Annotated in this window: 29 protein-coding genes; 23 read left to right on the forward strand and 6 right to left on the reverse strand. The window is 42.5% G+C overall.

Features of this window, described 5'->3' with window-relative positions; genetic code table 11:
- Window position 1: 1 nt before the first annotated feature.
- The 21 genes from A4V09_RS00765 to A4V09_RS00865 all read left to right on the forward strand — a co-directional run bounded on the left by A4V09_RS00765 (window position 2) and on the right by A4V09_RS00865 (window position 17,467).
- Complete coding sequence (locus A4V09_RS00765) at window positions 2-1,018, forward strand: hypothetical protein (protein WP_065540664.1); 1,017 nt, start codon at window positions 2-4, stop codon at window positions 1,016-1,018.
- A gap of 11 nt (window positions 1,019-1,029) precedes the next feature.
- Window positions 1,030-1,500 (forward strand): head-tail connector protein, encoded by a 471-nt coding sequence (locus A4V09_RS00770; RefSeq protein ID WP_065540665.1) that lies wholly within the window; start codon window positions 1,030-1,032, stop codon window positions 1,498-1,500.
- Window positions 1,487-1,834: a hypothetical protein gene (locus A4V09_RS00775; protein WP_065540666.1), complete on the forward strand. Its 348-nt coding sequence runs from the start codon at window positions 1,487-1,489 to the stop codon at window positions 1,832-1,834. Before A4V09_RS00770 ends, A4V09_RS00775 begins: the two co-directional genes overlap by 14 nt.
- Before the next feature lie 10 nt (window positions 1,835-1,844).
- Window positions 1,845-2,294, forward strand: coding sequence for a DUF6751 family protein (locus A4V09_RS00780; protein WP_065540667.1), 450 nt, complete (start codon window positions 1,845-1,847; stop codon window positions 2,292-2,294).
- Window positions 2,295-2,741 (forward strand): minor capsid protein, encoded by a 447-nt coding sequence (locus A4V09_RS00785; RefSeq protein ID WP_065540668.1) that lies wholly within the window; start codon window positions 2,295-2,297, stop codon window positions 2,739-2,741.
- Between the two features lie 4 nt (window positions 2,742-2,745).
- Window positions 2,746-3,234: a hypothetical protein gene (locus tag A4V09_RS00790; RefSeq protein WP_065540669.1), complete on the forward strand. Its 489-nt coding sequence runs from the start codon at window positions 2,746-2,748 to the stop codon at window positions 3,232-3,234.
- Window positions 3,235-3,248: 14 nt separating this feature from the next.
- Window positions 3,249-3,740: a hypothetical protein gene (locus tag A4V09_RS00795; RefSeq protein WP_065540670.1), complete on the forward strand. Its 492-nt coding sequence runs from the start codon at window positions 3,249-3,251 to the stop codon at window positions 3,738-3,740.
- An 85-nt stretch (window positions 3,741-3,825) separates the two neighbouring features.
- Entirely contained in the window at window positions 3,826-4,284 is a 459-nt protein-coding gene (locus tag A4V09_RS00800) for a hypothetical protein (protein ID WP_065540671.1), read from the forward strand.
- The gene (locus A4V09_RS00805; protein ID WP_065540672.1) at window positions 4,284-4,889 is read left to right on the forward strand and encodes a Gp15 family bacteriophage protein; all 606 of its coding nucleotides are present in this window, start codon (window positions 4,284-4,286) and stop codon (window positions 4,887-4,889) included. The genes A4V09_RS00800 and A4V09_RS00805 overlap by 1 nt, the downstream gene beginning before the upstream one ends.
- A gap of 14 nt (window positions 4,890-4,903) precedes the next feature.
- Window positions 4,904-8,797, forward strand: coding sequence for a hypothetical protein (locus A4V09_RS00810; protein WP_065540673.1), 3,894 nt, complete (start codon window positions 4,904-4,906; stop codon window positions 8,795-8,797).
- A 10-nt stretch (window positions 8,798-8,807) separates the two neighbouring features.
- A complete protein-coding gene (locus A4V09_RS00815; RefSeq protein ID WP_065540674.1) occupies window positions 8,808-9,179 on the forward strand; it encodes a hypothetical protein in 372 nt (123 codons plus the stop codon).
- Entirely contained in the window at window positions 9,176-11,500 is a 2,325-nt protein-coding gene (locus A4V09_RS00820) for a hypothetical protein (RefSeq protein ID WP_065540675.1), read from the forward strand. Before A4V09_RS00815 ends, A4V09_RS00820 begins: the two co-directional genes overlap by 4 nt.
- On the forward strand, window positions 11,460-11,657 hold the full coding sequence (locus A4V09_RS00825; protein ID WP_065540676.1) for a hypothetical protein: 198 nt from the start codon (window positions 11,460-11,462) through the stop codon (window positions 11,655-11,657). The genes A4V09_RS00820 and A4V09_RS00825 overlap by 41 nt, the downstream gene beginning before the upstream one ends.
- Window positions 11,658-11,669: 12 nt before the next feature.
- On the forward strand, window positions 11,670-12,113 hold the full coding sequence (locus A4V09_RS25065) for a hypothetical protein (RefSeq protein WP_065540677.1): 444 nt from the start codon (window positions 11,670-11,672) through the stop codon (window positions 12,111-12,113).
- Between the two features lie 52 nt (window positions 12,114-12,165).
- On the forward strand, window positions 12,166-14,541 hold the full coding sequence (locus tag A4V09_RS00835; protein ID WP_065540678.1) for a hypothetical protein: 2,376 nt from the start codon (window positions 12,166-12,168) through the stop codon (window positions 14,539-14,541).
- 12 nt (window positions 14,542-14,553) lie between these two features.
- Window positions 14,554-14,793, forward strand: a complete 240-nt coding sequence (locus tag A4V09_RS00840) for a hypothetical protein (protein ID WP_065540679.1) — start codon at window positions 14,554-14,556, stop codon at window positions 14,791-14,793.
- 75 nt (window positions 14,794-14,868) lie between these two features.
- Window positions 14,869-15,096 carry a hypothetical protein gene (locus tag A4V09_RS00845; protein ID WP_330396485.1) on the forward strand — a complete coding sequence of 76 codons (228 nt, stop codon included), beginning with the start codon at window positions 14,869-14,871 and terminating at the stop codon, window positions 15,094-15,096.
- A 5-nt stretch (window positions 15,097-15,101) separates the two neighbouring features.
- Window positions 15,102-15,362, forward strand: coding sequence for a DUF6275 family protein (locus tag A4V09_RS00850; RefSeq protein WP_065544571.1), 261 nt, complete (start codon window positions 15,102-15,104; stop codon window positions 15,360-15,362).
- Between the two features lie 12 nt (window positions 15,363-15,374).
- Window positions 15,375-15,677, forward strand: coding sequence for a phage holin family protein (locus A4V09_RS00855; RefSeq protein ID WP_033143733.1), 303 nt, complete (start codon window positions 15,375-15,377; stop codon window positions 15,675-15,677).
- Between the two features lie 51 nt (window positions 15,678-15,728).
- Window positions 15,729-16,745, forward strand: a complete 1,017-nt coding sequence (locus A4V09_RS25070; protein WP_084043382.1) for a CHAP domain-containing protein — start codon at window positions 15,729-15,731, stop codon at window positions 16,743-16,745.
- Window positions 16,746-16,813: 68 nt separating this feature from the next.
- Window positions 16,814-17,467, forward strand: coding sequence for a Rha family transcriptional regulator (locus A4V09_RS00865; protein WP_065540680.1), 654 nt, complete (start codon window positions 16,814-16,816; stop codon window positions 17,465-17,467).
- Between the two features lie 327 nt (window positions 17,468-17,794).
- Here the strand turns inward: A4V09_RS00865 and A4V09_RS00870 are convergent, their stop codons facing one another.
- The 6 genes from A4V09_RS00870 to A4V09_RS00885 form a co-directional block, all read right to left on the reverse strand.
- A complete protein-coding gene (locus tag A4V09_RS00870; protein ID WP_065540681.1) occupies window positions 17,795-18,202 on the reverse strand; it encodes a sigma factor-like helix-turn-helix DNA-binding protein in 408 nt (135 codons plus the stop codon).
- A gap of 15 nt (window positions 18,203-18,217) precedes the next feature.
- Window positions 18,218-18,442, reverse strand: a complete 225-nt coding sequence (locus A4V09_RS24085; RefSeq protein WP_157123427.1) for a hypothetical protein — start codon at window positions 18,440-18,442, stop codon at window positions 18,218-18,220.
- Window positions 18,423-18,830 (reverse strand): AP2 domain-containing protein, encoded by a 408-nt coding sequence (locus tag A4V09_RS00875; RefSeq protein WP_065540682.1) that lies wholly within the window; start codon window positions 18,828-18,830, stop codon window positions 18,423-18,425. The genes A4V09_RS24085 and A4V09_RS00875 overlap by 20 nt, the downstream gene beginning before the upstream one ends.
- Before the next feature lie 127 nt (window positions 18,831-18,957).
- A complete protein-coding gene (locus tag A4V09_RS00880) occupies window positions 18,958-19,251 on the reverse strand; it encodes a hypothetical protein (RefSeq protein ID WP_157123428.1) in 294 nt (97 codons plus the stop codon).
- 108 nt (window positions 19,252-19,359) lie between these two features.
- Window positions 19,360-19,497, reverse strand: coding sequence for a hypothetical protein (locus A4V09_RS24090; protein ID WP_157123429.1), 138 nt, complete (start codon window positions 19,495-19,497; stop codon window positions 19,360-19,362).
- Between the two features lie 86 nt (window positions 19,498-19,583).
- The gene (locus tag A4V09_RS00885) at window positions 19,584-19,766 is read right to left on the reverse strand and encodes an AbrB/MazE/SpoVT family DNA-binding domain-containing protein (protein ID WP_065540684.1); all 183 of its coding nucleotides are present in this window, start codon (window positions 19,764-19,766) and stop codon (window positions 19,584-19,586) included.
- Between the two features lie 188 nt (window positions 19,767-19,954).
- Between A4V09_RS00885 and A4V09_RS00890 the strand changes: the two genes are divergently transcribed.
- Window positions 19,955-20,287: a hypothetical protein gene (locus A4V09_RS00890; protein WP_065540685.1), complete on the forward strand. Its 333-nt coding sequence runs from the start codon at window positions 19,955-19,957 to the stop codon at window positions 20,285-20,287.
- A gap of 812 nt (window positions 20,288-21,099) precedes the next feature.
- On the forward strand, window positions 21,100-22,023 hold the full coding sequence (locus A4V09_RS00895) for a nucleotidyltransferase family protein (RefSeq protein ID WP_065544572.1): 924 nt from the start codon (window positions 21,100-21,102) through the stop codon (window positions 22,021-22,023).
- Window positions 22,024-22,025 lie beyond the last annotated feature (2 nt).

The following is a 22,025-nucleotide window of genomic DNA, read 5'->3' on the forward strand; positions in this document are numbered from 1 at the left end:
TATGGCAATGACTGGAACATTTGGAGGTTTTGTATTTGACCCGGAGGTATTCTCCGAATATATGGCAGAACAGCCTACATGGAATGACAGAATTTTAGCATCCGGTATTTTGGTACAGGATAATACGATTATGGATTTGATCGGTGACAAGGGTAACGTGGCAACACTGCCTTTCTATGTGCCGATTGATGCCGAAGAGGACCCAGCGCTGAACAATGATGGCGAAACGGACAACACCCCGTCCGAGATTTCTGGAAGCAAACAGACCTGTATGTTGATCCAGAGGATGAAAGCATGGAAGGCGCAGGATTTTACAAAAGAACTGACTGGAGCGGACCCTATGACACATGTCGCAAATAGCGTATCCGGATACTATCGGCAGGTGAGAGCTAAAGACCTGATGTCTATTGTGGATGCTGTGTTAAGCCTTGACGGGATGGCGAATCATATCACAGATATCTCGGCTGCAGAAGGGGACCCTGCGGAGGCAAATAAAGTAGATGAGACTACGCTTATTTACGCACAGCAGAAAGCAATTGGGGATTCTGCAGAGAATATGGGACTTTTGTTCATGCACTCTTATATGTATGCCAGATACAAAGCTATGGGGCTTGTGGATTACAACAAATATACTGTGCCGAATGCTTTGGCTGGTGATATGGAAATGCCGACGATCGGAGGTTTCATCCCGGTAGTGTCTGATCGGTTTACAGTAGATACGTCTGGTTCCGTGCCAGTATATAAGACTTATATGATTGGCTCCGGCTCTATACTGACCTGTGATAAGACTAACTATGAAGACCCATACTACGCAGACTACGACCCAGAGACAGAAGCGGGCATTCGCAAACTGTATACGAAGCAGGGGTATGTCATGCATCCCAATGGATTTTCTATTGCTGCAACAAAGATTAAAAAGGAGTCCCCGACAAATGTAGAACTCGGGGCAAAGGCAAACTGGTCTTTGGCTTATAAGGAGAAGAACATCCGCATGGGTATGATTAAGTCCAATGGATAAGAGGTGACGTTATGTATACCACATACGAATTTTACGTTACACGCTATTTTGGCGATATGATCCCGGAAGATGTATTTGAAAAATTCTGTCAGCGGTCTTGTGATGAAATTGACGTTATCACATTTGACAGGCTGGTAGAAGGATTTCCGACTGATGAAAGAGCAGCGGCCAGGGTGCAGAGAGCAATATGCGCCCTGGCTGAATTGTTTTACCGGATAGATGCAGAAGATAGAAAAGCAGAGGAATCTACTGGTATCATCCACAAAGAGGACGGAACGGTGATAGGAAAGCAGATAACCGCCGTGTCATCCGGGAACGAGTCTATACATTATGCTGTGGGACAAGGTACAACAATCAGTACCATAACAACAGCGGTAAAAGATGTGAAATCGCGCAGAAAGTTGGAATACGACACAGTAAGGGAATACCTTACCGGCGTTAAAGATAATAAAGGAGAGTTGCTATTATATGCAGGATTGTAAAATTAATGTTTTAGGGACAAAATATAGTCTATTTTTCCGTAAGAGAGATGAGGACGAAGGATTAAAAGAAAATGATGGGTACTGTGACAAAACCAGTAAAGAACTTGTGATTTGTGTCCATGAACCAGAATTAAATTCAGTCAAGAATCTTGAGGTTTACGAAAAGAAAGTGGCGCGACATGAGATTATTCATGCCTTTATTGAGGAAAGCGGGCTTTCTGAAAATACTTTTATATGTAAAGAAGGATGGGCGAAGAATGAAGAGATGGTTGACTGGATGGCCGCTCAGCTTCCAAAAATATTCGTAGCATTTTCAAAAGCTGATGTGATGTGAGGCGATTTTCATGTATGATAGCACAATTACAATGTTTAACCGTAGCGGCAGTGAAAAGAAAGGCTTTGTTTGGTTCCCGACTGTCATTGATGGCGTATACCTTATCATAGACAAGGGTGCTGGTATGGTCAAAACCGGGCTGGCAGAAGCGAATAAGGCTAACCTGCATATCCAGTATATATCTGTAGGCGGAAAGGTACTGGTGGTCGGAAAACCGTACATGCTGCCGAAAGAGTGGAATGCGCAGTTGGATGAGGAAAAAGCGACCTCAATTACATTCAACGAGGGATGTGACTTCTTTATTGAGGGCGAATACCCGGAAGATGTGATTCAAGACGACGATATATTATATACGGATGGCCTATTTTCCTGCATGAAAGCCAAACGGGACAATGTATTTAAACTCAACACAGTAGGCAAGTACACCCTCATACCCCACTTTGAGATTGGCGGTGAGTAAATGGCCCGGAAGCATTTTAAGGATTTTTCCGTCGAGAAAATGAATGTCAAAATCAAGCTCGATATGAGCGGATTAGACGAAGCCATACAGCGCGCCCAGTACGCTCTTGACGGTGCAATCATGCATAGTATGATACCTTTTATGCCAAAAGTTAGCGGGAACTTTATAGAGCGTACTGTAGCAAAAAGCGCATCTGTTCAGGGTACAGGAATCGTCTATGCCGGAGTAGGACCCGAAGGGCGTTTTTTATATGAAGGAAAAGTTATGGTCGACCCCGTGACGGGCAGCACATACGCAAGGCCAGGAGCAAAGAAGATTGTAACTGAAAGAGAGTTGAACTATAACAAACTGGCGAATCCAGACGTACAGAAAGAATGGTTCCTCGCGGCGAAAAGGAAAGACATGAAAGAGTGGGAAGATGCAATGAATAGGGCAATAAAGGGGTGAGAGCGTGGCAAATGTAAAATATGATACCAGTGGTTCGGCCTATCTGACAAAAATTATTGATACCCTTCTGAATCAGTTCCCGGGATGGGGCGACGAAGAGGTGGTATTCTCCTTTGTGGAAGAGGAATCTGGTGTAGGATGGTTCCCGGTGTCCGGTGCAATCATCGAGTCGGAGAAGAAGACCATATGCGGAGAGGTGAAGCAGAAGTGCCAATATCCATTTTTTGTACTTTACCGCATGGGAAAATCATCGGAATCTACACGCATCAGTGTGAAAGAGAAGCTGGACATGTTGGGTGCATGGCTGGAACAGCAGGAAGTGATAATTACAGGTGAAAAATACAGATTAAAGAGCTACCCCGATACAGGGGATAGAAAAATCAAATCAATCAGAAGGACAACCCCGGCGTACAATTCTCAGACATATGATAATGGAATTTACGACTGGGTTGTTTATATAACCGTACAATACGAAAACAACTATTTTGAGTAAAGGAGAATGACAATATGAAAGCTGAAAGACAGTACCTTGCACACCTTATTGATGCTGCTTTTGACACAACTTATGCAGCGAGCACTTATGTTAGGCTGGGGGATGATCTGGAAGAATTTAACGAGGAGCTTAACCCAGAAGTCGAAACGAAAAAAAATATATTAGGAAGCCAGAGCGTACAGCATTCTGGGTATGAGGTAAGTTCAGAGGTTTCCCCCTATTATTACTCATATGATGATAAGTTATCAGAAAAAATCATGGATATAGCAATGAACAGGAAGAAGGGGGATGCATGTAAGACCTCACAGGTAGATGTACTGCTGGAGGCTGATGGGACCGTCCTTAAGGCATGGCGTGAGGACGTATATGTGATTCCTGATTCTGTAGGCGGTGATACAACAGGAGTGCAGATACCATTCACTGTATATAATGCCGGAAATCGTGTGGAAGGTAAATTTGATTTAAGCACAAAGAAATTTACAGCAGGGTCCAGTAATGAAGCATGAACGTTACTGAACGCAGTTAAAAAAGCATATTTTGAATCGCTGAGTAACAATGAACTTTTAATTGGCCCAGAAAAGGAGTTAGAGTATGAGCAACAAATTAGTGAAACCAAATTCACAGATAGCGAATAGAAATGAAGAAGAACTGATTATTAATACCGGCACGAAAAAATATGTGATCAAAGATGAACACAGACGGCCGATGGGAGAATTCTTTTGGAATCCGTCCGATACTGGTATCTTAAGCCGATATAATGACGTAGTTACATTTTTTAACAACCTCGACCTGAAAGAGGGCGAAGATGCAGAAAAATTTATTGTTGATGCAGACAAAGGAATTGTGGAAAAAATGTCCTATTTGCTAAACGAAGACACCAGCACTTCTTTATTCAGTAAAGTGGCGCCATTGTCCATGTTGGCTAATGGGAATGTATATGCCTTTGAAGTTTTGGAACAGATTGCGAGTTTAGTCGAAAAAGAAAGTAAAATCAGGGTGAACAGAGCGAATACAAGGGTAAATAAATACACAAGGAAGTATCATAACTAATGGATGTATGGGAACTTCCAAAATCTTTGAACGTTTGTGGTAAAGATTATAAGATACGAACCGATTTTCGTGAAATCGTTGATATCCTTAGAGCTTTTAACGATCCTGATTTAAATGACACAGATAAGATTTTGACAATGATTGACATACTCTATGTTGATATTGAAATTGTCGAAAATATGGGGACAATATATGTTCTGTCCGACGGAAATCCTCTGACACAGGAAGCGGTGACAGAGGCCATACAAAAGGGTGTGGAATTTATTGAAGCAGGAACCGAAGGCGATAATAAGCCCAAACCGCGCGTTATGGATTGGGAACAGGACGCCCCTTTGATTTTTCCATCTGTAAATAAAATGATTGGACACGATGTGAGGGCATTAAAATATATGCACTGGTGGACGTTTCTGGGGTACTTTATGGAAATACCAGACGGTACATTTTTACAGGTGATAAATATCCGTCAGAAAAAAAATAGTAAGTCTAAGATGGAAAAATGGGAGAAGAAATTCTATAACGAAAACCGTAAATTATGTGATCTTGACAAACGGCTCTCAAAGGCAGAACAGGAAGAACGGGACAAGCTGAATAAAATGCTTGGATAGCAGGGGGTGGCAGGATGGAAGATGGCTCCATTATCATTGATTCGTCAATCGATACAGATGGCGTAAAAGCTGGAGCAGATAATATAAAGGACATACTCAAAAGCCTGGTACTGTCATGTGATAAGCTGCGCGCATCAATAGACGCGCTCTCTGCATCCATGTCAGAAGGGTTTAAAAGTGTTGGCGGCGGTGCAAAAGAGGCTACAAATGGAATAAAAGAGTTAGAAAACGCGGAAAAAAAGGCAAAAAAGCAGGCAGAAGATTTAAACGATATCCATATAGAACGGTCTGGAAAAGGCGGATATGATCCCAAAGTTATGGAATATGTAGAAAACTATGCGAATAAAGCATCCAGCGCAATAGACAACCTAAAGACAAAAGCAGAAGAATACAAGCGACAACTGAGAGAGCTTGAAGAAGCAGGAAAATATTTCGATAACAGTGACGAGTACAATGAAGTATATATCAAATTGCAGGATATAAATGGACAGATAAGAGAGTACAAGAAGAACCTTAATGATATGGCGTACGGCGGAAAATTGACAAGCTTGGATAATGAATTGGACTCATTAGCGAAAAGAACTAGAACTGTAGCGGAGGAAACCAGATATTATGAACTGAAGCTAAAACAGCTCGCGTCTGAAAATCTAGGGTTTGGAGACGAAGAATACGACAGTGTATACCAAAAACTTCAAAAAGCAAGAGCTGCTGAAAAGGAGTACAAGAAAAGTCTTAATGATACCAGCAATGAACAGAAGCGTTCTACAAAGACTGGAAAAACTTTGGCAGTAGCACTTGGCGGATTGGCGAAACGTGTAAATAAGCTGACGTTTCATGCGTTTACTCTGAGCAAATCTCTTATGCTGCGTGGCGTGCGCGGCGCTGTTAATGGTGTTTCTGCTGGATTTAAGAAGCTTACAAGTATATTACATAGGACGAACAAAGAATCAAATAAATTCGGCATGGGCAGGATGCTGGGAATGTCCGTCATGTACAGCACAGTTTTTAAAGTCCTGTATGGAATCACCACGGCAATAAAGGAGGGGCTTGTAAGCCTGTCTCAGTATTCTGACGAGACAAATAAGAGTTTGTCCATGCTACTATCTGCATTAACACGCTTAAAAAATAGTGTCGCTACGGCATTCGCTCCACTTATAAGTGCAGTTGCGCCGATATTAACGAAATTTATTAACCTTCTGTCTCAAGCCATAACATACGTTGGAATGTTTATTGCGGCGCTTACTGGAAAAAACAGTTTCACAAGGGCAAAGGCAGTACAGCAGGACTTCGCCGACACTTACGGGGAGACAGCAAAGAACGCGGATAAGGCTACAAATTCTATCAATGACCAGTCTGATGCGCTGAAAGACGCAGCGGACGAGGCGGAAGGCTATCTCTCCCCCATTGACGAGATCAACAAAATCCAAAAGAAGATCACTGATACATCTAAAAACAGTGGAAATGACAGCGGAATCAGTACACCCGATACTGGGCTAAAGCCAGAGGACATGTTTGAAACAGTGCCGATAGATAATGCGATCCAGGATTTTGCAAAACGATTGAAAGACCTTATCAAATCAGGTGATTTTGAGGAGATAGGGCGTATCCTTGGAGAAAAAATCAACGGTGCGGTTAAGAAGATAACTGATTTTATTGACTGGAAAAACTGCGGTGGTGTTATCACCAACTTCATCAATAAATTTTGCGATCTTTTTAATAGCCTTGTGAAGACTATTAACTGGGAAGCAATAGGGCGAATGTTCGGAACCGGCATTAATACCCTTGTCAATACTCTTTATCTGTTGTTCACGGGTATTGACTGGGAGGACTGTGGCAGGGCATTAGCAGATGGGATTTATGGGATATTTGACGAAATAAAGTGGGACAAGTTGGGCCTGACATTGGCTGAGGGGCTTAATACAGTTATCAAGTTTCTTCTTGGATTTGCGAACCGGATGGAGAAATTTGAGACGTGGAAAAAGATTGGAAAATCATTAGCTTCTGGACTGATGAATGCCATTAATAATATCGAGATTGAAAATCTAGGTACTGCGCTTGGAAAGATAATCCAGGGATTCATACACTTGGCTAGCAATTTCGTCGATGGAATCACATTCGGAACGCTGGGGGCAAAGATAGGCAGATCACTCACAAACATGATCCATGAAATTGATCTGTCAGAATTTGCTTGGACACTTGCCACTGCAATAACCGGAATAATAAAAGAAATCCATAATTTTATTGATGAAATCGACTGGGATTCTTTAGGAAATAAAATAGTTGATTCCCTGAATACATTCTTTTCTACTTTTGGATGGGAAGAAGTTGGAACTACAATCAGTGATGCGGTTATAAAGCTTCTTGATTTATTGATAAAAATTGTAAATGACACCAGATGGGATGAATTTGGAGAGAATGTCGCGAAAATGCTTGAATCAATTGACTGGGGTGGGATCCTTAGCAGGCTATGGGAATTGATAAAAGGTATTTTCGTTAAGGGATTAGGCGGATTCCTTTCGGGGCTGGAAACTAATACACCGGGTAAGATTGCGGCAACTATTGCTAAGATCATTATGGCGATAGGGATAGCAGGTAAAGTATTGGGATTTATAGGCGATATAGCTCATGCACTTGGAAGTACACAGGCTACTGGTATACTTGGCGGAGCAGTTACCGTATTAAAAAAATTCCTTGGCGGGAAGGATGGAATAGCAGGAATTTTCGCTAAGGGCGGAAAAATAATGACTGCTATCACTGGCGGACTCGGAACAGTTTCAACTGTTCTCGGAAATGGAATAAAAGCGATTGGTGGCGCATTGGCAACAACAGGCCCCTGGGGAATCATTATAGTGGCGGCTGTCGCCGCACTTATCGCTGTTATATGCAACTGGGACAAAGTAAAGAAATTCTTTACCGAAGATCTCCCCAATTGGTGGAATTCATCTGTTGCTCCTAAATTTACTGCAGCAAAAGATTGGGTAGTGCAGAAATCCACAGAATTAAAAGACGGAACTATAAAGCAGATAGATACGTTAAAGACAAATATAGGAGAAGCTTTTGAGGTGGTAAAGACATCTGCTCAGAACAAAATGGCTGCGGCAAAGGAAAAAGTCGTAAGCATTGCGTCAAGTATGAAATCAGGTGCCGTGGAAAAGATAAGCAATTTAAAAGAGTCTGCGTCAACGAAATGGAATGAATTAAGGGATAATACGGCAAGTAAATGGCAGAGTATAAAAGCTTCAGTTTCCGAATCGGCCGCCTCACTTGCAAAAGAGTCTAAAAGCAAAATCACAGAACTGAAGAGTGGTATTGCGGAGCAGTGGAAGCAAGCTTTAAGCGAAACAAATTCAAAATGGAAGTCCATGAAAGAAAGCGTAACAAATGGGGCCAAAAATATGCAGAGTGGAGCAATATCTCCGCTTAAAATGATCGCTCAATCATTCAAAAGTACATTTTCAAGCCTTGTCGGTATCGTGACCAGACCGTTCCAACAGATTGTTTCCGCGGCGTCGAGTTTAGCAAGTAGGATATCCAGCATCATAAATAGCATCAGGTATAGTTTTAGCTCCATAACCAGTATGGGTTCTGGATTAAGCTTTAGCAGTTATTCCTACCGTCCCAGAAGTTACACTATGCCGCGTTTGGCAAGCGGTACAGTGGTTCCAAGGCGTGCCGGTGAATTTGCTGCTATTTTGGGGGATAACAACAAAGAGGCAGAAGTCGTATCACCCCTTTCCACCATGAAGAAAGCGTTTAAAGAAGCCTACAGGGAAATGGGAGGAAATGCAGGAGCAAGAACCTATAATGTAAAAGCTGACGTGCAGCGCAGGACGCTATTTGAACTCGTGATTGATGAAGCAAAAATGAGGCGGACTCAATCCGGCGTCAATCCATTTGATTTAGTATAGGAGGGCAAACATGGAGCAATTTGAAATAAATGGGGTGGCGGTTGCCGCCCCATCTACATATAGTCCAGTCTTTGCAACTACATCGACAGAAGATAGCGACAGATCGCAGGATGGCGTTATGCATAACACCCCTATGTTTACAATTGGAGGATATGATACAACCTGGGACTACCTTAGTTGGGAGGAGATAGCGAATATACTTAATCAGTGTATTGGCAGAGGCAGCGTGTTGCTTCACTATCCCAATCCGCGAATCCCGGGTCAATGGCAGGATGGTGAATTTTACTGTTCCAATTTTAATATGGATGCACAAACCCTTGAAGAAGGGTTTGAAATTTGGGAAGGGTTACAAATCAATTTCAGGAGTGTGAATCCAGAGTGATTAATGTAAGTAATGAATTTAGAGAAGTAATGAAAACCCGCAGAGGTTTTTTGCAGTATGCCGATATTACATTTAAAGATGGTAGGACTGTAAACTTAGGGCCGAAAGATTTCGCATTATCAAATAATTCAATAACTGATGCGGCTGGAATGAATACGCTTCCTCTTGGCGCAGCAATCGCAAAGAGCATCCAGTTGGAAATCATAAATGATAAGGAACAGTTCGCAGATTACGATTTTCTTATGGCTGAGATACATTTAACGTTAAAATTACAGCTGTCGAGTACCATAGAATCGGTAAACAAGGGCACATACACAGTAATAACCCCTGAATCATATGGGAGCACAGTTATCGTAGAGGCCGTTGACGATATGTATAAGGCGGATAAGGATTATGCAACTAAACTTAAGTTTCCTGCCACGACAGGCGAGATGTATAGAGATATCTGTGAACGTAAAGGGTTCATGATGGGCACTGTCACATTCCTTCATGACGATTTTGTGGTGAAAACCAGGCCAGAAGGAGTAACCGAGCGCCAAGTTTTAGGATATATCGCTATGATAGCATGTGGGAATGCCAGATTTGATGTAGACGGATTTCTCAAAATACAGACATATAACTTTGGCGAGTATAAGTCCCCGATAATGGATGCAAACCGGAAGTATATTTTAGATTCAAGTGGAAAACGGATCTTAAGTATTTGGGGAAAAAAGAATAAGGCACATGACTTAAAGAACTTTTTCAGCAATATGAAAGTAGGAACGGATGATATCATAATAACAGGTATAAAAACTGTTATAGATGAGAATAGCGAGAACAGCAATGAGATAATGGAAGGAAATGAAGGATATGTGATATCAATTTCTAATCCACTTATCGCAGGCGAAGAGAAAAAAGTGGTGTCATGGCTTGCTAATGAACTAATTGGCGTCAGATTCAGAAAAATTTCTGGTGACCATACTGCAGACCCGACCATTGAGTTTATGGATTTGGCCTATATCACATCTACAAGAGGGGATAAAAGAAATACATACAGGACTATAATAACTGATGTTGTGTTTAATGTATTTGGTTATACATCTTTAGCGAACAGCGCAAATGATACAATAAGAAATAGTAGCAAATATGCTGCAGAAGCTACAAAGGCTTATGTGAACGCTAGAAGGGACAATATTAAGCAACTGTCTAATTACGAGTCGGTCTTACAGCAAATCACAAAGCTAATAAGTCAGGGTTGCGGTATGTATCTCACCCCGGTAGAACAGGAAGACGGAAGTATCATTTATTACATGCACGATAAGCCTACCATAGAAGAATCTAGTTACACGTGTTACTGGACAAGCAACGGAATAATCGCCTCTCTTGATGGTGGCACTACGTGGGCCGTTGACAAAAACGGGAATGCTCTTTTTAACATTATTACAGCAAGAGGATTAAATTTTGATTGGTTACGCGGCGGGACCATGAAACTGGGCGGTGACAATAATAAAAATGGTTTACTGAAAATTTTAGACGCATCCGGTGCTGAAATAGCTAAAATGGATAATCTTGGATTGAACTATAATGACAATCTGCTCGTCGGATATAATAATAAAGGACGCACAAGTTATCCGGTAATAAAAGAATCATTTACTTATGAAGGGAAGACGACATCTTGTGAAATTGCGCAAGGCTCAATATTTATTTACAATGATGAAGGCGGAACCTATGACTTTACACGAAAAGCATATGCACGCGTAGGCACAATACTTGACTATGGTTATGTATCAACAATTAATTCAGCCACTGGTAAGACATTAGTTTCCTTAACAAATAATATATATTCGACCGGCTCACTTTCGTGCAGTGGAACAAAAAGTAGAATTTCAGGAACCCAAAATTATGGTGATGTGAAACTGTATTGCTATGAAATGCCGACTCCGATGTTTGGCGACATAGGAGAGGGGTGCACTGACAATATTGGGGAATGTTATATATTTTTGGATGATGTCTTTTCCGAAACTGTAAATACAGAGGCATGCTATCAAGTATTTTTACAGAAAGAAGGCAAGGGCGATATATGGGTGGAAAGCAAAACATTATCCTATTTTGTGGTAAAAGGGGCCCCTAATGTTAAGTTTGCGTGGGAAATCAAAATAAAGCAATTGGGATTTGAGCTTGAAAGGTTGGAATTGTTTTCTGATGATGAGATAATGCCGTTTGATGCAAAAGATATTGATTATGAAGCACAAGCGGCTGCTATGGTGAAAGAATATTACGAAGGTTTGGAGGATATGCAGGATGAAGAAATTAACGAGTTTCACAAAACTTACAACTGGTGAAGGTGTGAGGATTGCTTTTACTTTTTCTGAAGTTGACGATATGGGGAAGCTTATTAGCCAAAATAATAAAGGAAACTTTATCTTGGTAGATGATGAGATAAAAGCAAAAGTTGACGATATAGAAAAGTTTATAAATGAAAATTTTTTGGCGAATTAGGAGGTATAACACATGGCGAATTTGGATGCGGTGACGGAAGTTGATGACGTGTTTATAAAAGCGCTTCCCATTTTAACAACAATAAATGATTCAGATGATCTACTCATTGAAACATCACCAACTGTAGGTGAACCGAAGACCGGAAGAATAAAAGTAAAATCATTAAAGGAAATGTTCAATCGTGAATTTGATTCCACATTAAGAGGTATTTTGTTTCAATATGGTCGTGTCAGTATTAATCCAGTCGAAAATAAACCAACAATGAAGCACGTGCAATTTCCGAAATCCTTTGCAGGACGGCCATGTACTGTAGTTACTCCAATAACATCCGTTCCTGGCACTGTTTTTTTAGGGGCTGGCGTTTCAAATATTTCAAATGATGGATTTGACGCTTACATAACAAGGACTAACACAACAGAAACCATACTAGCGTGGATCGCAATTGGCCCAGTGTAGATCATAATATTATAAATCAACCATGTGGATACAAGACTTATTGAGGTGAAATATGAAAGCAGTAAAAAAAATTGAGATTAGTGTATTACATAAGCGGACTATGCCTCTGGTTGTCTATACAATGCAGGGAGACACTGGCAGGGAAATAGAGTGTACAGTAGCTGACTGGGATATACCTACAGATGCTACAGCACGTGTATGGGTGGTTAAACCCTCTAAAAAGGTTGTGTATGATGACTGCCGGATAGTAGAGAATACAGTGGTTTTTTCTCTGACGAATCAGATGCTTGCGGAACCTGGCGTTGCTATATGCATAATTGAGTTTGACAGCGGCGAGGACGTAGTATCCTCATTTCCGTTCAATCTCTGTATAGACGGAAGCGCCAGGGGAGACGGAATACCCAGTGAAAATGAATCAACGGTGTTGGAAGGAATGTTTGAAGCGCTGGGGCAGGATGCAATCAAAGCACTGGATGCGGCAAAGGCAGAAGCGGCAGCGGCAAATAAATCAGCGCAGGACACTGAGAAGATAAAAAACGATTTTACATTGACCGCACAGCAAGCCGTAGCCGACGTAAACAATGCAGGTCAGACCCAGACCCAGAGAGTAAACACTGCCGGAGACACTCAGGTATCCTGCATCCAGGCCGAGGGCACAACCCAGGTCCAGAACGTCCAGGCTACAGCCGCAGAGATAGCCGCAGACAGAGAACAGATACATACCAACCGGGATAATACAGCAAGGCTCCAGCGCATATCGGCTGGGGCCATTACACGGAGCGCTGAGGGGAGCTTTATCACCTTGGAGGATGCGGCGGACGGGATGGGGTTCAGGCAGTTGGAGATACCAGGAGAGACCAGGCAGGTCACAACGACTGGGGCACAATTAATAGATTTTGAACAATGCCTGAAAAACTGGAAATCACAATATACACAAGTGGGCGGGCGTGTCTATAAAATAACAGCGCTTGGTTCCGGATACCAGGCGCCCATCAGTTTTAGCACAGAGGACACAAAAGTAACATTAAGTGGTAATGTACGTGACATATCAGGCAGCGGATATCGTATTGATCTCATAGATTCAGCGGGAAATATAGTTGGGCGGATAAATAAGGACATAAAATCAGTTACCGGACTGGCAAGCAAGATCAGGCTGAACTTTGCCGAATCTGGAGCTGGGGAATATTCTGATATCATGCTCAACGCAGGTGACACGGCCCTTCCTTGGGAACCCTACACCGGAGCTGCACCATCTCCATCCCCGGAGCACCCGCAGGAGATGAAGAATGTTGGGAAGCTGAATGAACAGACCGGGAAGTATGAGGTGACAATAACATCTTGTAGTAGAAACCTCCTGGATATGAGCGGCGCAAAAGGTGGCACGTCATCCGGCATATCATCAATTGTAAATCCTGATGGCACTGTGAGATCTAACGGTACATTTAGTGATAAAACTATTAATATTTGGTTTTTAGGCAACTACGCGAAACCTCCTACAAGCAGTAACACAATCATCACACTCCTTCCGGGGATGACGTATTTTGTCAATGATGTAGTGCTATATTTTTTGGATAATGATGGCACCGGACAGGCGATAGAAGGTAAATATACCGTTGATGCAAATGTATACCCTGATGGTATCAAAGTAACAGGGGCAAGGCATGTAAGTGTCAAAACTGGTACAACACTGACAAATAAAATATATTATCCTCGTGTATTACTAGGAGACAAAGACACCGGCTGGGAACCCTACAGAGGCCACACCGCCACCATAACCGCAGACCGCCCGCTGACAAAGTGGGATAAGCTTACATGCCGGGATGGTGTGTGGGGATGGGCGTATGGGGGTGCCATATGCAGACTTACGGGGACGAGCGAAATAAAAAGCGTTGGACAGTATGCATATTCCATCCCTGGTAAGATGTTAAAGCATTCCCATATTTCTTGTAGCCATTATCCGTATTCCGGTAAGGAAATTAATGACGACAGTGTTTTAACTTACATGGGCACAGGTTTTTTTATATGGATTTATGACAGGAGATTTAGTGACAAAGTTGAGAACACATTCGACATAGACGGTTTCAAAACATTTTTGACGGAGTGCGACACTAGTGGAACGCCCGTGACGGCATGCTACCAACTTGCTACCGAAGAATGGGTGCCCCTCTCCGCCGCAGAGCAGGCCGCCATGAACGCCCTGTGCAGTTACGCCGGGACCACCCACATCTGGACAGATGACCCGCTACAGCCTGTCATTTCCCTGGACTATACGGTGGACACTGTCAAGTATATCGGAGCGCTTGAAGACCGGATAGCGGCCTTAGAAACAGCCCAGGCACAGACTACGGCAGCATTTAGCTATTTACCGCCAGAAATACAGGCGGCAATGATAGAAAACGAAACCCGTGACTTATTATCAACCATTTAGGAGGAAGAAAGAATGAACAGTAGTGTAATTGTAAGAATGATGCAGAACTTGATTAACAAAAAGTTCTACGATGGCAAGGATGAAGCGATTGAAAAGCTGGATGTGTATTTCGCGATGAACCGGATCAGTGAAGAGGAGTACATGGACCTTGTCATGCTGGCTGAAGAGATGTATCCCGACCCGGTAGATCCGGAGTCCACACCAGACACCACAGACCCAGTGGACCCGCCGGTTGAGATCCCGGTAGAGTGATTGCATATGGCAGAGATCAGAGCAGGACCGGAAACGGTCTTATTTTATAATAAAAATCAATAAGGAGATATGCAAATGGAAACAATCATTTCAGCCGGCATCTCTGCAGGCGTTACTCTAATTGTCTGCCTGATAAGCAACAAGAGCCAGCAGGAAAAAACGCGGGCATTGATGGAATATAAGCTGGAAGAGCTTACAAAAAAGGTAGAGAAGCATAACTCGGTCGTGGAAAGAACCTACATTTTGGAAGAGAAAATGAAGGTTGCCAACCACAGGATTGAAGACTTGGAAAAGGAGAGATGAAAAAAATGAATAATGAAAAATTTTTAGCATTATGCAAGAAAACCGTTATGGATTATTTTAATGAGCACGCTGACAAAACGGATCGGAAACAGATCACCGAAGAGGATGTATTTATTGTGTGGAGCTGTAAAACACTGCAGAACAATAAAGCCTTGGTAAGCACTACGGTGTCAGATGGCATGTATTACGAAATCACTCATAACGGGGATAAAAAAGAGACATATGTAGATGCATATAAAAAATGGGAGAACTTTGTTGTACGATAGGAGGTATTAATCATGGATTTAAGCTTTTTGACAAACTATATCAACCCGGTAATATTGGGAATCTGCCTGTTGGTGGGCTATGTGATAAAGACCGCGATACCGGCGATCAAAAACAGGTACATACCACTTGCAGCCCTTGCGATGGGCACTATAATTGCGATACTCATCAACATGAGCAGCGGCATTAATGCGGAGGTAATTCTTGGCGGCATGATATCAGGCCTGGCAAGTACGGGCCTGTACGAGATGCTGCGGAACCTGATAAGCAAGGATGGCAAAAAGGAGACAGATAGACCAGGACCGGAGGGCGAATAATCGCTCTCTTTTAATTTGCGCCGGCGCAACTAACGGGGAAAGGAGTAACACATGACGAAAACAGAGGCAATCAATGAGATGATTCAGACCGCAAAAGCAGAGGTTGGGTACCTGGAAAAGAACAGTAACAGCAACTTAGACAGCAAGACTGGAAATGCTGGCAGTAACAATTACACCAAATACTGGCGTGACATTATGCCATCTTACCAGGGTCAGCCTTGGTGTGCCGCATTTGTGTCCTGGGTATTGATGCAGGCGTTTGGGCAGGCCAACGCCAAAAAGCTGTTGAAACACTGGCCCTATGTATATGTACCCACGCTGGCCGGGAATTTTACCAACTATGCCAATCCGCAGGTCGGTGATATTGTGATGTTTAAGCATGGAGGGATATTTACCCATACAGGCATTGTAACTGGCGTCAATGGGGACTATTTTACCACAATTGAGGGCAATACCAGCGGCGGCAGCTCTATTATTGACAATGGCGGTGGAGTGTGCAGTAAAGGGTATTATAATAGCAATCTGCCTGGGACAAAGTTTGCAAGGCTTGATTGGAGTATTGTAGCTGGACAGGCCTCTTCTGGCACATCCACTGCGGCAGACATTGCAATCAGTATGGGGGCAAAAGGCCTTACGATCACGGGTAATAACCTAAATGTAAGGAGCGAGCCGGGAGGTCAGATCATTGATGAGCTGAATAAAGGTGACCGCATCGGATGCGATAAGCGCCGCTGGGTAGGCAGCACATGCTGGTTCCACTACGCTGACGGCTGGGTGTCCGGGGATTACCTGGACGGCTGGATCTGCGAAGCGGGAAAGTGGTGGTACATTACCGCCGGCTATAAGTACCCGAAGAGTGCCTGGAAGCAGATCGGCGGTACATGGTATTATTTTGACGCAAATGGATGGATGATGACCGGATGGGTGCAGGATAATAAAAAGTGGTATTACCTGAAAGCGTCTGGAGCAATGGCGGCGGATGAGCTGGTAAGGACAGGCGGAAAGGTCTACTACGTGGATAAGAACGGCAAAATGTGCTTTACGGACAGCTCTGGAGCACTCAGATAACATGACAGGATGCGGCATAAAGCTGCGTCCTATTTTATTACTACAAAATAAAACGAAAGGATGATTTTATGTTAGTAGAGATCAAGAAAATGAATAAGGAAGAGGTAACAGTTGTCACGAGCCTCGATGTAGCGGAGACATTTGAAAAACATCATCGTGATGTAATGGAGTCTATAAGGAATATAGGAGAAGCTATAAGTACAGCGGAATTTTCCGCTCTATTCTATTTAGATTCTTATAAAGCCTCTAATGGAAAAACAAATCCCATGTATCTTATGACAAGAGATGGATTCACCTTGTTGGCTATGGGATACAATGGCGATAAGGCCATGAAATTTAAACTTGCGTATATCAAACAGTTTAATGAAATGGAAAAAGTATTGATCGGCAAACAGAAAGAGCGCGAGAAAGGCATTGCTGTCAGGCAGGCTCTGACGAATGCTTTACAGCAGTCACAGGAAAATGAACGGATGCACGGGCATGCTTATTCCACATATACGAATATCATATATAAGGTGGTATTCGGAAAAGATGCAAAACATCTCCGCGAAGAATATGGCCTATCCAAAAAGGAGAATCTTCGGAATTATTTTAGTGAGGAAGAACTGAAGGCTGTACAATCAGTTGAAATGATCGTGAGTGGTTTGGTGAACTGCGGGTGGGGATATGACCAGATCAAGGAGTTCGTGCTGAACCAGAATCTAAAAATGCTGGCGGCCTGATACGTGGACAAGTCTGGTAAGATGTGTTATGCTGATAAAACAGGAGCACTACTGTAACTATCAACGCACAGAGGGCAACTGTAAAACGCTGTAAGGCTCCGGGTCTCCCGCCGGGGCCTTTTTAGCGTCACAAATAAAGAGACTATACATAAAGTATAGCCTCTAGATAAAGAAGGAAATGGTGGATATATTACCAGTTTTTTTAATGATAACGCGTGAAATCTCTGATGTCAAGTATTAAATGACAGACTGTATCCGAATGGCGGCTTTAAATGGTTTTGTCAATATAATTACATACATCAACCAAAAAGGACCCCGCCGGGGTCTTTAATCATACAGATTATCTAGTTTTTTGTGAGCTCGATACAACAAAGTTCCGACAGAAGTTATTGTGGAATGATGTCGTTCTGCAATTTCCCTATACGATTTACCAGAAATTTTTTCCAATAAAAAGGTTTGTTCGAGCTTAGTCAATATAGATAAGTCGTAATTTGCATATTGGGTATAGTCAATGTTTTTCCTACGATGTATATCGGGGTTTGGCTGTGGGGCATCAAGCTTTTTACGGGCTTTCAAAAGCAAAGCATTTATATTTTGTCTGCAACAATTTAACTTTTTTGATATTTCAACAGTTGAAAGACCTTGCATTTTCAATATCAAAGTTTCACGTTCCCGAATTGTTAAAATGGATAAGTCTGAATCTGCGTATATAGCATAGTCCACGCGCGCCGGCATGACGTTTGATACCTCCTAGTGATCATAAAAATACGGATTACTATTTGATGGATAGTGATAGATGCGGGCATCATGCGCCTCTTCGGGAGTTTGGTACAGGCGGCTGGAGCGTAGACGGATACCAGCATTAGTGCCATATTTAACCACGCAAAAATCACCGTGCACAGCAGTCACAGTTGCTTCTATAATTCGGTAGTTGTTTTCCACGAAAAAGCATGTATCACCTGTTTTCCATTTCATCCTTATCACCAGTCCTATATGCTTCCAAGGCGGCTATAGCGTCCTGAAGCTCTTTGTATTTCCCTAAATATATTTGTTTTCTGTCTTTATATATGCTAACTCTCCAGCGCAGAGTTGATTTATCCCAAGTAATGCCTTTTATACCTGATTTTTTAAGTTCTCCGTGTTCTATTCTTTTCCGTGATAATATCCTCTTGGACTCTTTTGCCTTCTCGGGATGTGCCTGCTTCCATTCCAGTGATTGTTTACGGTCCACATTAGTAAGATGTATAGCTGCACATTCTGGACATCTCCGCAGCCTGCCAGATGTTTTTACAATTTTCTTTCCACAGTCCACACAATTTATTATGGATCCAAGGGGGATATAATCCCCTGATTTCCTGCGCATTTTCATTTCTCTATCGTGCAGTTTTCGGCGTTTCGCTCCGCAGGATGGGCAAAACCACGCCCGGGGGCCACCCTGAAAGGTACAGCCACATTCCCGGCAGATGCGAGGTAGTATCATATACAACACCTCATATACGTTGGTACTGTAGTTTGATATGATGAGCATTACCATCATTGTCTATAACATCAAAGTAAGGATACTCGTTACCGGCAAGGACCTCACTGGGGCCGTAATCCCACCCCCACGGAGCCGTAAGCATGATATCCCCTGCATTTGTTTCAAACATTTCCCAATTTTCAGGGACTTCAATTTCTACCTTGTCACTGCATGTTGCAGTGGCATGAGGGGCGTTAGCTGTCCAAACCTGTCTTTTCTCTGCGGTTAGTACCCCATAATTGATATATCCTGTAAATTTTTTCACTTTGTATCCCCCTTGTAATCTATATTTATATTTGCTATAATTTACTTGCTGGGGGAGCGGTGGCAAGCCCGCCCTCCCTTGGTATTCACTGAGCCTTTCGGCTCTTTTTTATTTGTCGTTCTTTTCGGCTTCTTTGATTACCTTTTCTATAATTTCTTTCGCTTTATCGCTATTACCTGTTTCCATCAATGCCTGTATGGAATAGAGTAAAGTTAGTAGTTCAAGTCTTGTCATAACCTCGTCCATCTTATCTCCTTTCCCCGCTTGCCCGGTCACTCGTTAAAGTGTATCTCCTTTAACTATCTTTATTATACACCATTCGTACGAATGGGTCAAGCCTTTTCTATTATTATTTTATTATCTTTTAAAGAGACAATAACCTCTTTGTTTTCTGGAGTAATTTCTAAAGCTTTCACAAATTCGCTTGGAATAGTAACCCTTACCATCATTGAGCCTTTTCCAGCCGTCCCTCCTGGCTTATTAAATAAAACCCTCATTTTTTTACTATATTCCATTTAAACATTCCTCCTTTTTATATAATGTAACCTATTCGGTCGGACAATGCAAGCACTCGGAATATATTCGTACGAATTACACAAAAATCATTCGTATGATTTGTAGGATATGCCAATTGAATTATTCGTACGAATGATATATAATGAAATCAAGATAAAGGAAGGGAACAAATAAGGAGGAAAGCAAGATGACAAACAAAAAATTAATGGAATTGGTACAGGACAGAATAGAGGAGATCGTTGATAAGTACGAACTGGATTATAACTACATCGGTATCCGGGTACAGGAAGAAGAGTTTGAGCTTGGCAGTATGGACCATGTATCCAAAGTATGGGTAGATGGAGACGAGACAGAAGAAGAACTTGACGGCGTGTGTGTTGTAGATATCAATAAACTTTCTGGAGCAGACGGATACTTTGGAGACCACGTAGCAGTTGTATGTGGTGACAGAGCGGAATACGGACAGGACTTTGGTGAGCTTATCATATCTGATGCAGTAGTGGTTGAGATCTTAGCATAATTTATACACCAACTCGGCGGGGTAACGCCGGGAGAAAGAGAGGATTATATGGATTTAGGATTGATTTAGATGAATTAAGGAAAATACTTGAATATGCCAAGAATCGTGCCCAGTATGGCAACATGGAACGCTGTCTCTATATTAAAGGGGGAGAGCGACCAACCATTACACAGTATTGCTACTATGCGGAGTGTAACCCTATCAATCACACATACAGCGCACGGTAATCAGAGAGGCCGGACAGCGTACTACCCGTATTAACCTCTGCGGGGCAGGCTGCAAGCTGATACGCAAAACGGCCGGCACCATTACAGTGCCGGCCATTCCGCTATCATATCTGATTTTCATTTCTATAGCTGTATTATACCTCTGAGTATATAGATATGCAATAGAGAGGTTTAGACAGTTTTCGACAGTTTATGTTATTTGATGTTTCCAGCAAAGAGCATCAAATCAAAAAGGCTGACAGAACACATCTGCCAGCCTTTAAGCTATATTGTATCATCTCTCTTACTTGGATAAAAATAAACAACAATCAATACAATTGGTATTATTAGGTTAGTCACACGTTAGTCACAAATATAGCCAAAATACAAGGGTTTCAGGCACATTAATTTAAGATATTATTAAGATAAATAACGTATGAAATTGTGTAAAGAACAATTGTACAAATATGATATACTGTGAAAGTATAGACTTACGTTGCTTTTACCTGTGGTGAAAAAAAGGGATGTGTAGTATAATGTTTAACAGGCAGGAGTACGAGGGTATCCTGTATCCGGAAAACACATTCATAAGGAGGAGCAATGAAGATGAAAGAACCGGTATTAGTAGTTATGGCAGCAGGGATGGGGAGCCGTTACGGCGGGCTGAAGCAGATTGACCCGATCGACGAACAGGGACATATTATTATGGATTTTTCCATCTATGATGCAGTGAAAGCAGGATTTAAGAAGGTAGTATTTATTATAAAGAGAGCCAATGAGAAGGATTTCAGGGAGGCCATCGGTGAGCGGCTTGCCAGACAGATCCAGGTGGAATATGTGTTTCAGGAGATTGAGAATATCCCGGAAGGTTTTTCCGTGCCTGAGGGCAGGGTGAAGCCATGGGGAACCGGACACGCGGTCCTCAGCTGCATGGAGGTGGTGGATGCACCTTTTGCGGTGATCAACGCAGATGATTATTACGGTGCCCATGCATTCCGGATGATCTATGATTACCTGACCACTCATGAGGACGATGATAAATACCGTTATACCATGGTGGGCTATGTGCTTGAGAATACGCTTACAGAGAACGGGCATGTGGCAAGAGGCGTCTGTGAGACAGATGAGGAACATCATCTTGTGGGGATACACGAGAGGACCCATATTGAGAAGCGGGCAGACGGCACTGCTTACACGGAGGATGAGGGCAGGACATGGACAGAGATTCCCAGGGGAAGCACCGTGTCCATGAATATGTGGGGCTTTACAGTCAGTATGCTGAAAGAACTGAGAGACAGATTTCCTCTGTTCCTTGAGAAAAATCTGCAGAGTAATCCCTTGAAGTGTGAGTATTTCCTTCCCTCAGTGGTTGGAGAGCTTCTGGTTGAAGACAAGGCTACAGTGGAGGTCCTCAAATCCATGGATAAATGGTACGGCGTTACATATAAAGAGGATAAGCCGGTAGTAGTTGCTGCCATCAGAAAATTAAAAGAAAGCGGCCTGTATCCGGAGAAACTTTGGGAGGAATAACA

It is taken from the genome of Blautia pseudococcoides (genome assembly GCF_001689125.2).
In the GTDB taxonomy this organism is placed as follows: Bacteria; Bacillota; Clostridia; order Lachnospirales; family Lachnospiraceae; genus Blautia; species Blautia pseudococcoides.

Coding starts and splice junctions, on each gene's coding strand:
- A4V09_RS00765 (WP_065540664.1), top strand. CDS start 2: ATGGCAATGACTGGAACATTTGGAGGTTTTGTATTTGACCCGGAGGTA.
- A4V09_RS00770 (WP_065540665.1), top strand. CDS start 1,030: ATGTATACCACATACGAATTTTACGTTACACGCTATTTTGGCGATATG.
- A4V09_RS00775 (WP_065540666.1), top strand. CDS start 1,487: ATGCAGGATTGTAAAATTAATGTTTTAGGGACAAAATATAGTCTATTT.
- A4V09_RS00780 (WP_065540667.1), top strand. CDS start 1,845: ATGTATGATAGCACAATTACAATGTTTAACCGTAGCGGCAGTGAAAAG.
- A4V09_RS00785 (WP_065540668.1), top strand. CDS start 2,295: ATGGCCCGGAAGCATTTTAAGGATTTTTCCGTCGAGAAAATGAATGTC.
- A4V09_RS00795 (WP_065540670.1), top strand. CDS start 3,249: ATGAAAGCTGAAAGACAGTACCTTGCACACCTTATTGATGCTGCTTTT.
- A4V09_RS00800 (WP_065540671.1), top strand. CDS start 3,826: ATGAGCAACAAATTAGTGAAACCAAATTCACAGATAGCGAATAGAAAT.
- A4V09_RS00805 (WP_065540672.1), top strand. CDS start 4,284: ATGGATGTATGGGAACTTCCAAAATCTTTGAACGTTTGTGGTAAAGAT.
- A4V09_RS00810 (WP_065540673.1), top strand. CDS start 4,904: ATGGAAGATGGCTCCATTATCATTGATTCGTCAATCGATACAGATGGC.
- A4V09_RS00815 (WP_065540674.1), top strand. CDS start 8,808: ATGGAGCAATTTGAAATAAATGGGGTGGCGGTTGCCGCCCCATCTACA.
- A4V09_RS00825 (WP_065540676.1), top strand. CDS start 11,460: ATGAAGAAATTAACGAGTTTCACAAAACTTACAACTGGTGAAGGTGTG.
- A4V09_RS25065 (WP_065540677.1), top strand. CDS start 11,670: ATGGCGAATTTGGATGCGGTGACGGAAGTTGATGACGTGTTTATAAAA.
- A4V09_RS00835 (WP_065540678.1), top strand. CDS start 12,166: ATGAAAGCAGTAAAAAAAATTGAGATTAGTGTATTACATAAGCGGACT.
- A4V09_RS00840 (WP_065540679.1), top strand. CDS start 14,554: ATGAACAGTAGTGTAATTGTAAGAATGATGCAGAACTTGATTAACAAA.
- A4V09_RS00845 (WP_330396485.1), top strand. CDS start 14,869: ATGGAAACAATCATTTCAGCCGGCATCTCTGCAGGCGTTACTCTAATT.
- A4V09_RS00850 (WP_065544571.1), top strand. CDS start 15,102: ATGAATAATGAAAAATTTTTAGCATTATGCAAGAAAACCGTTATGGAT.
- A4V09_RS00855 (WP_033143733.1), top strand. CDS start 15,375: ATGGATTTAAGCTTTTTGACAAACTATATCAACCCGGTAATATTGGGA.
- A4V09_RS25070 (WP_084043382.1), top strand. CDS start 15,729: ATGACGAAAACAGAGGCAATCAATGAGATGATTCAGACCGCAAAAGCA.
- A4V09_RS00865 (WP_065540680.1), top strand. CDS start 16,814: ATGTTAGTAGAGATCAAGAAAATGAATAAGGAAGAGGTAACAGTTGTC.
- A4V09_RS00870 (WP_065540681.1), bottom strand. CDS start 18,202: ATGCCGGCGCGCGTGGACTATGCTATATACGCAGATTCAGACTTATCC.
- A4V09_RS24085 (WP_157123427.1), bottom strand. CDS start 18,442: ATGAAATGGAAAACAGGTGATACATGCTTTTTCGTGGAAAACAACTAC.
- A4V09_RS00875 (WP_065540682.1), bottom strand. CDS start 18,830: ATGCGCAGGAAATCAGGGGATTATATCCCCCTTGGATCCATAATAAAT.
- A4V09_RS24090 (WP_157123429.1), bottom strand. CDS start 19,497: ATGGACGAGGTTATGACAAGACTTGAACTACTAACTTTACTCTATTCC.
- A4V09_RS00885 (WP_065540684.1), bottom strand. CDS start 19,766: ATGGAATATAGTAAAAAAATGAGGGTTTTATTTAATAAGCCAGGAGGG.
- A4V09_RS00890 (WP_065540685.1), top strand. CDS start 19,955: ATGACAAACAAAAAATTAATGGAATTGGTACAGGACAGAATAGAGGAG.
- A4V09_RS00895 (WP_065544572.1), top strand. CDS start 21,100: ATGAAAGAACCGGTATTAGTAGTTATGGCAGCAGGGATGGGGAGCCGT.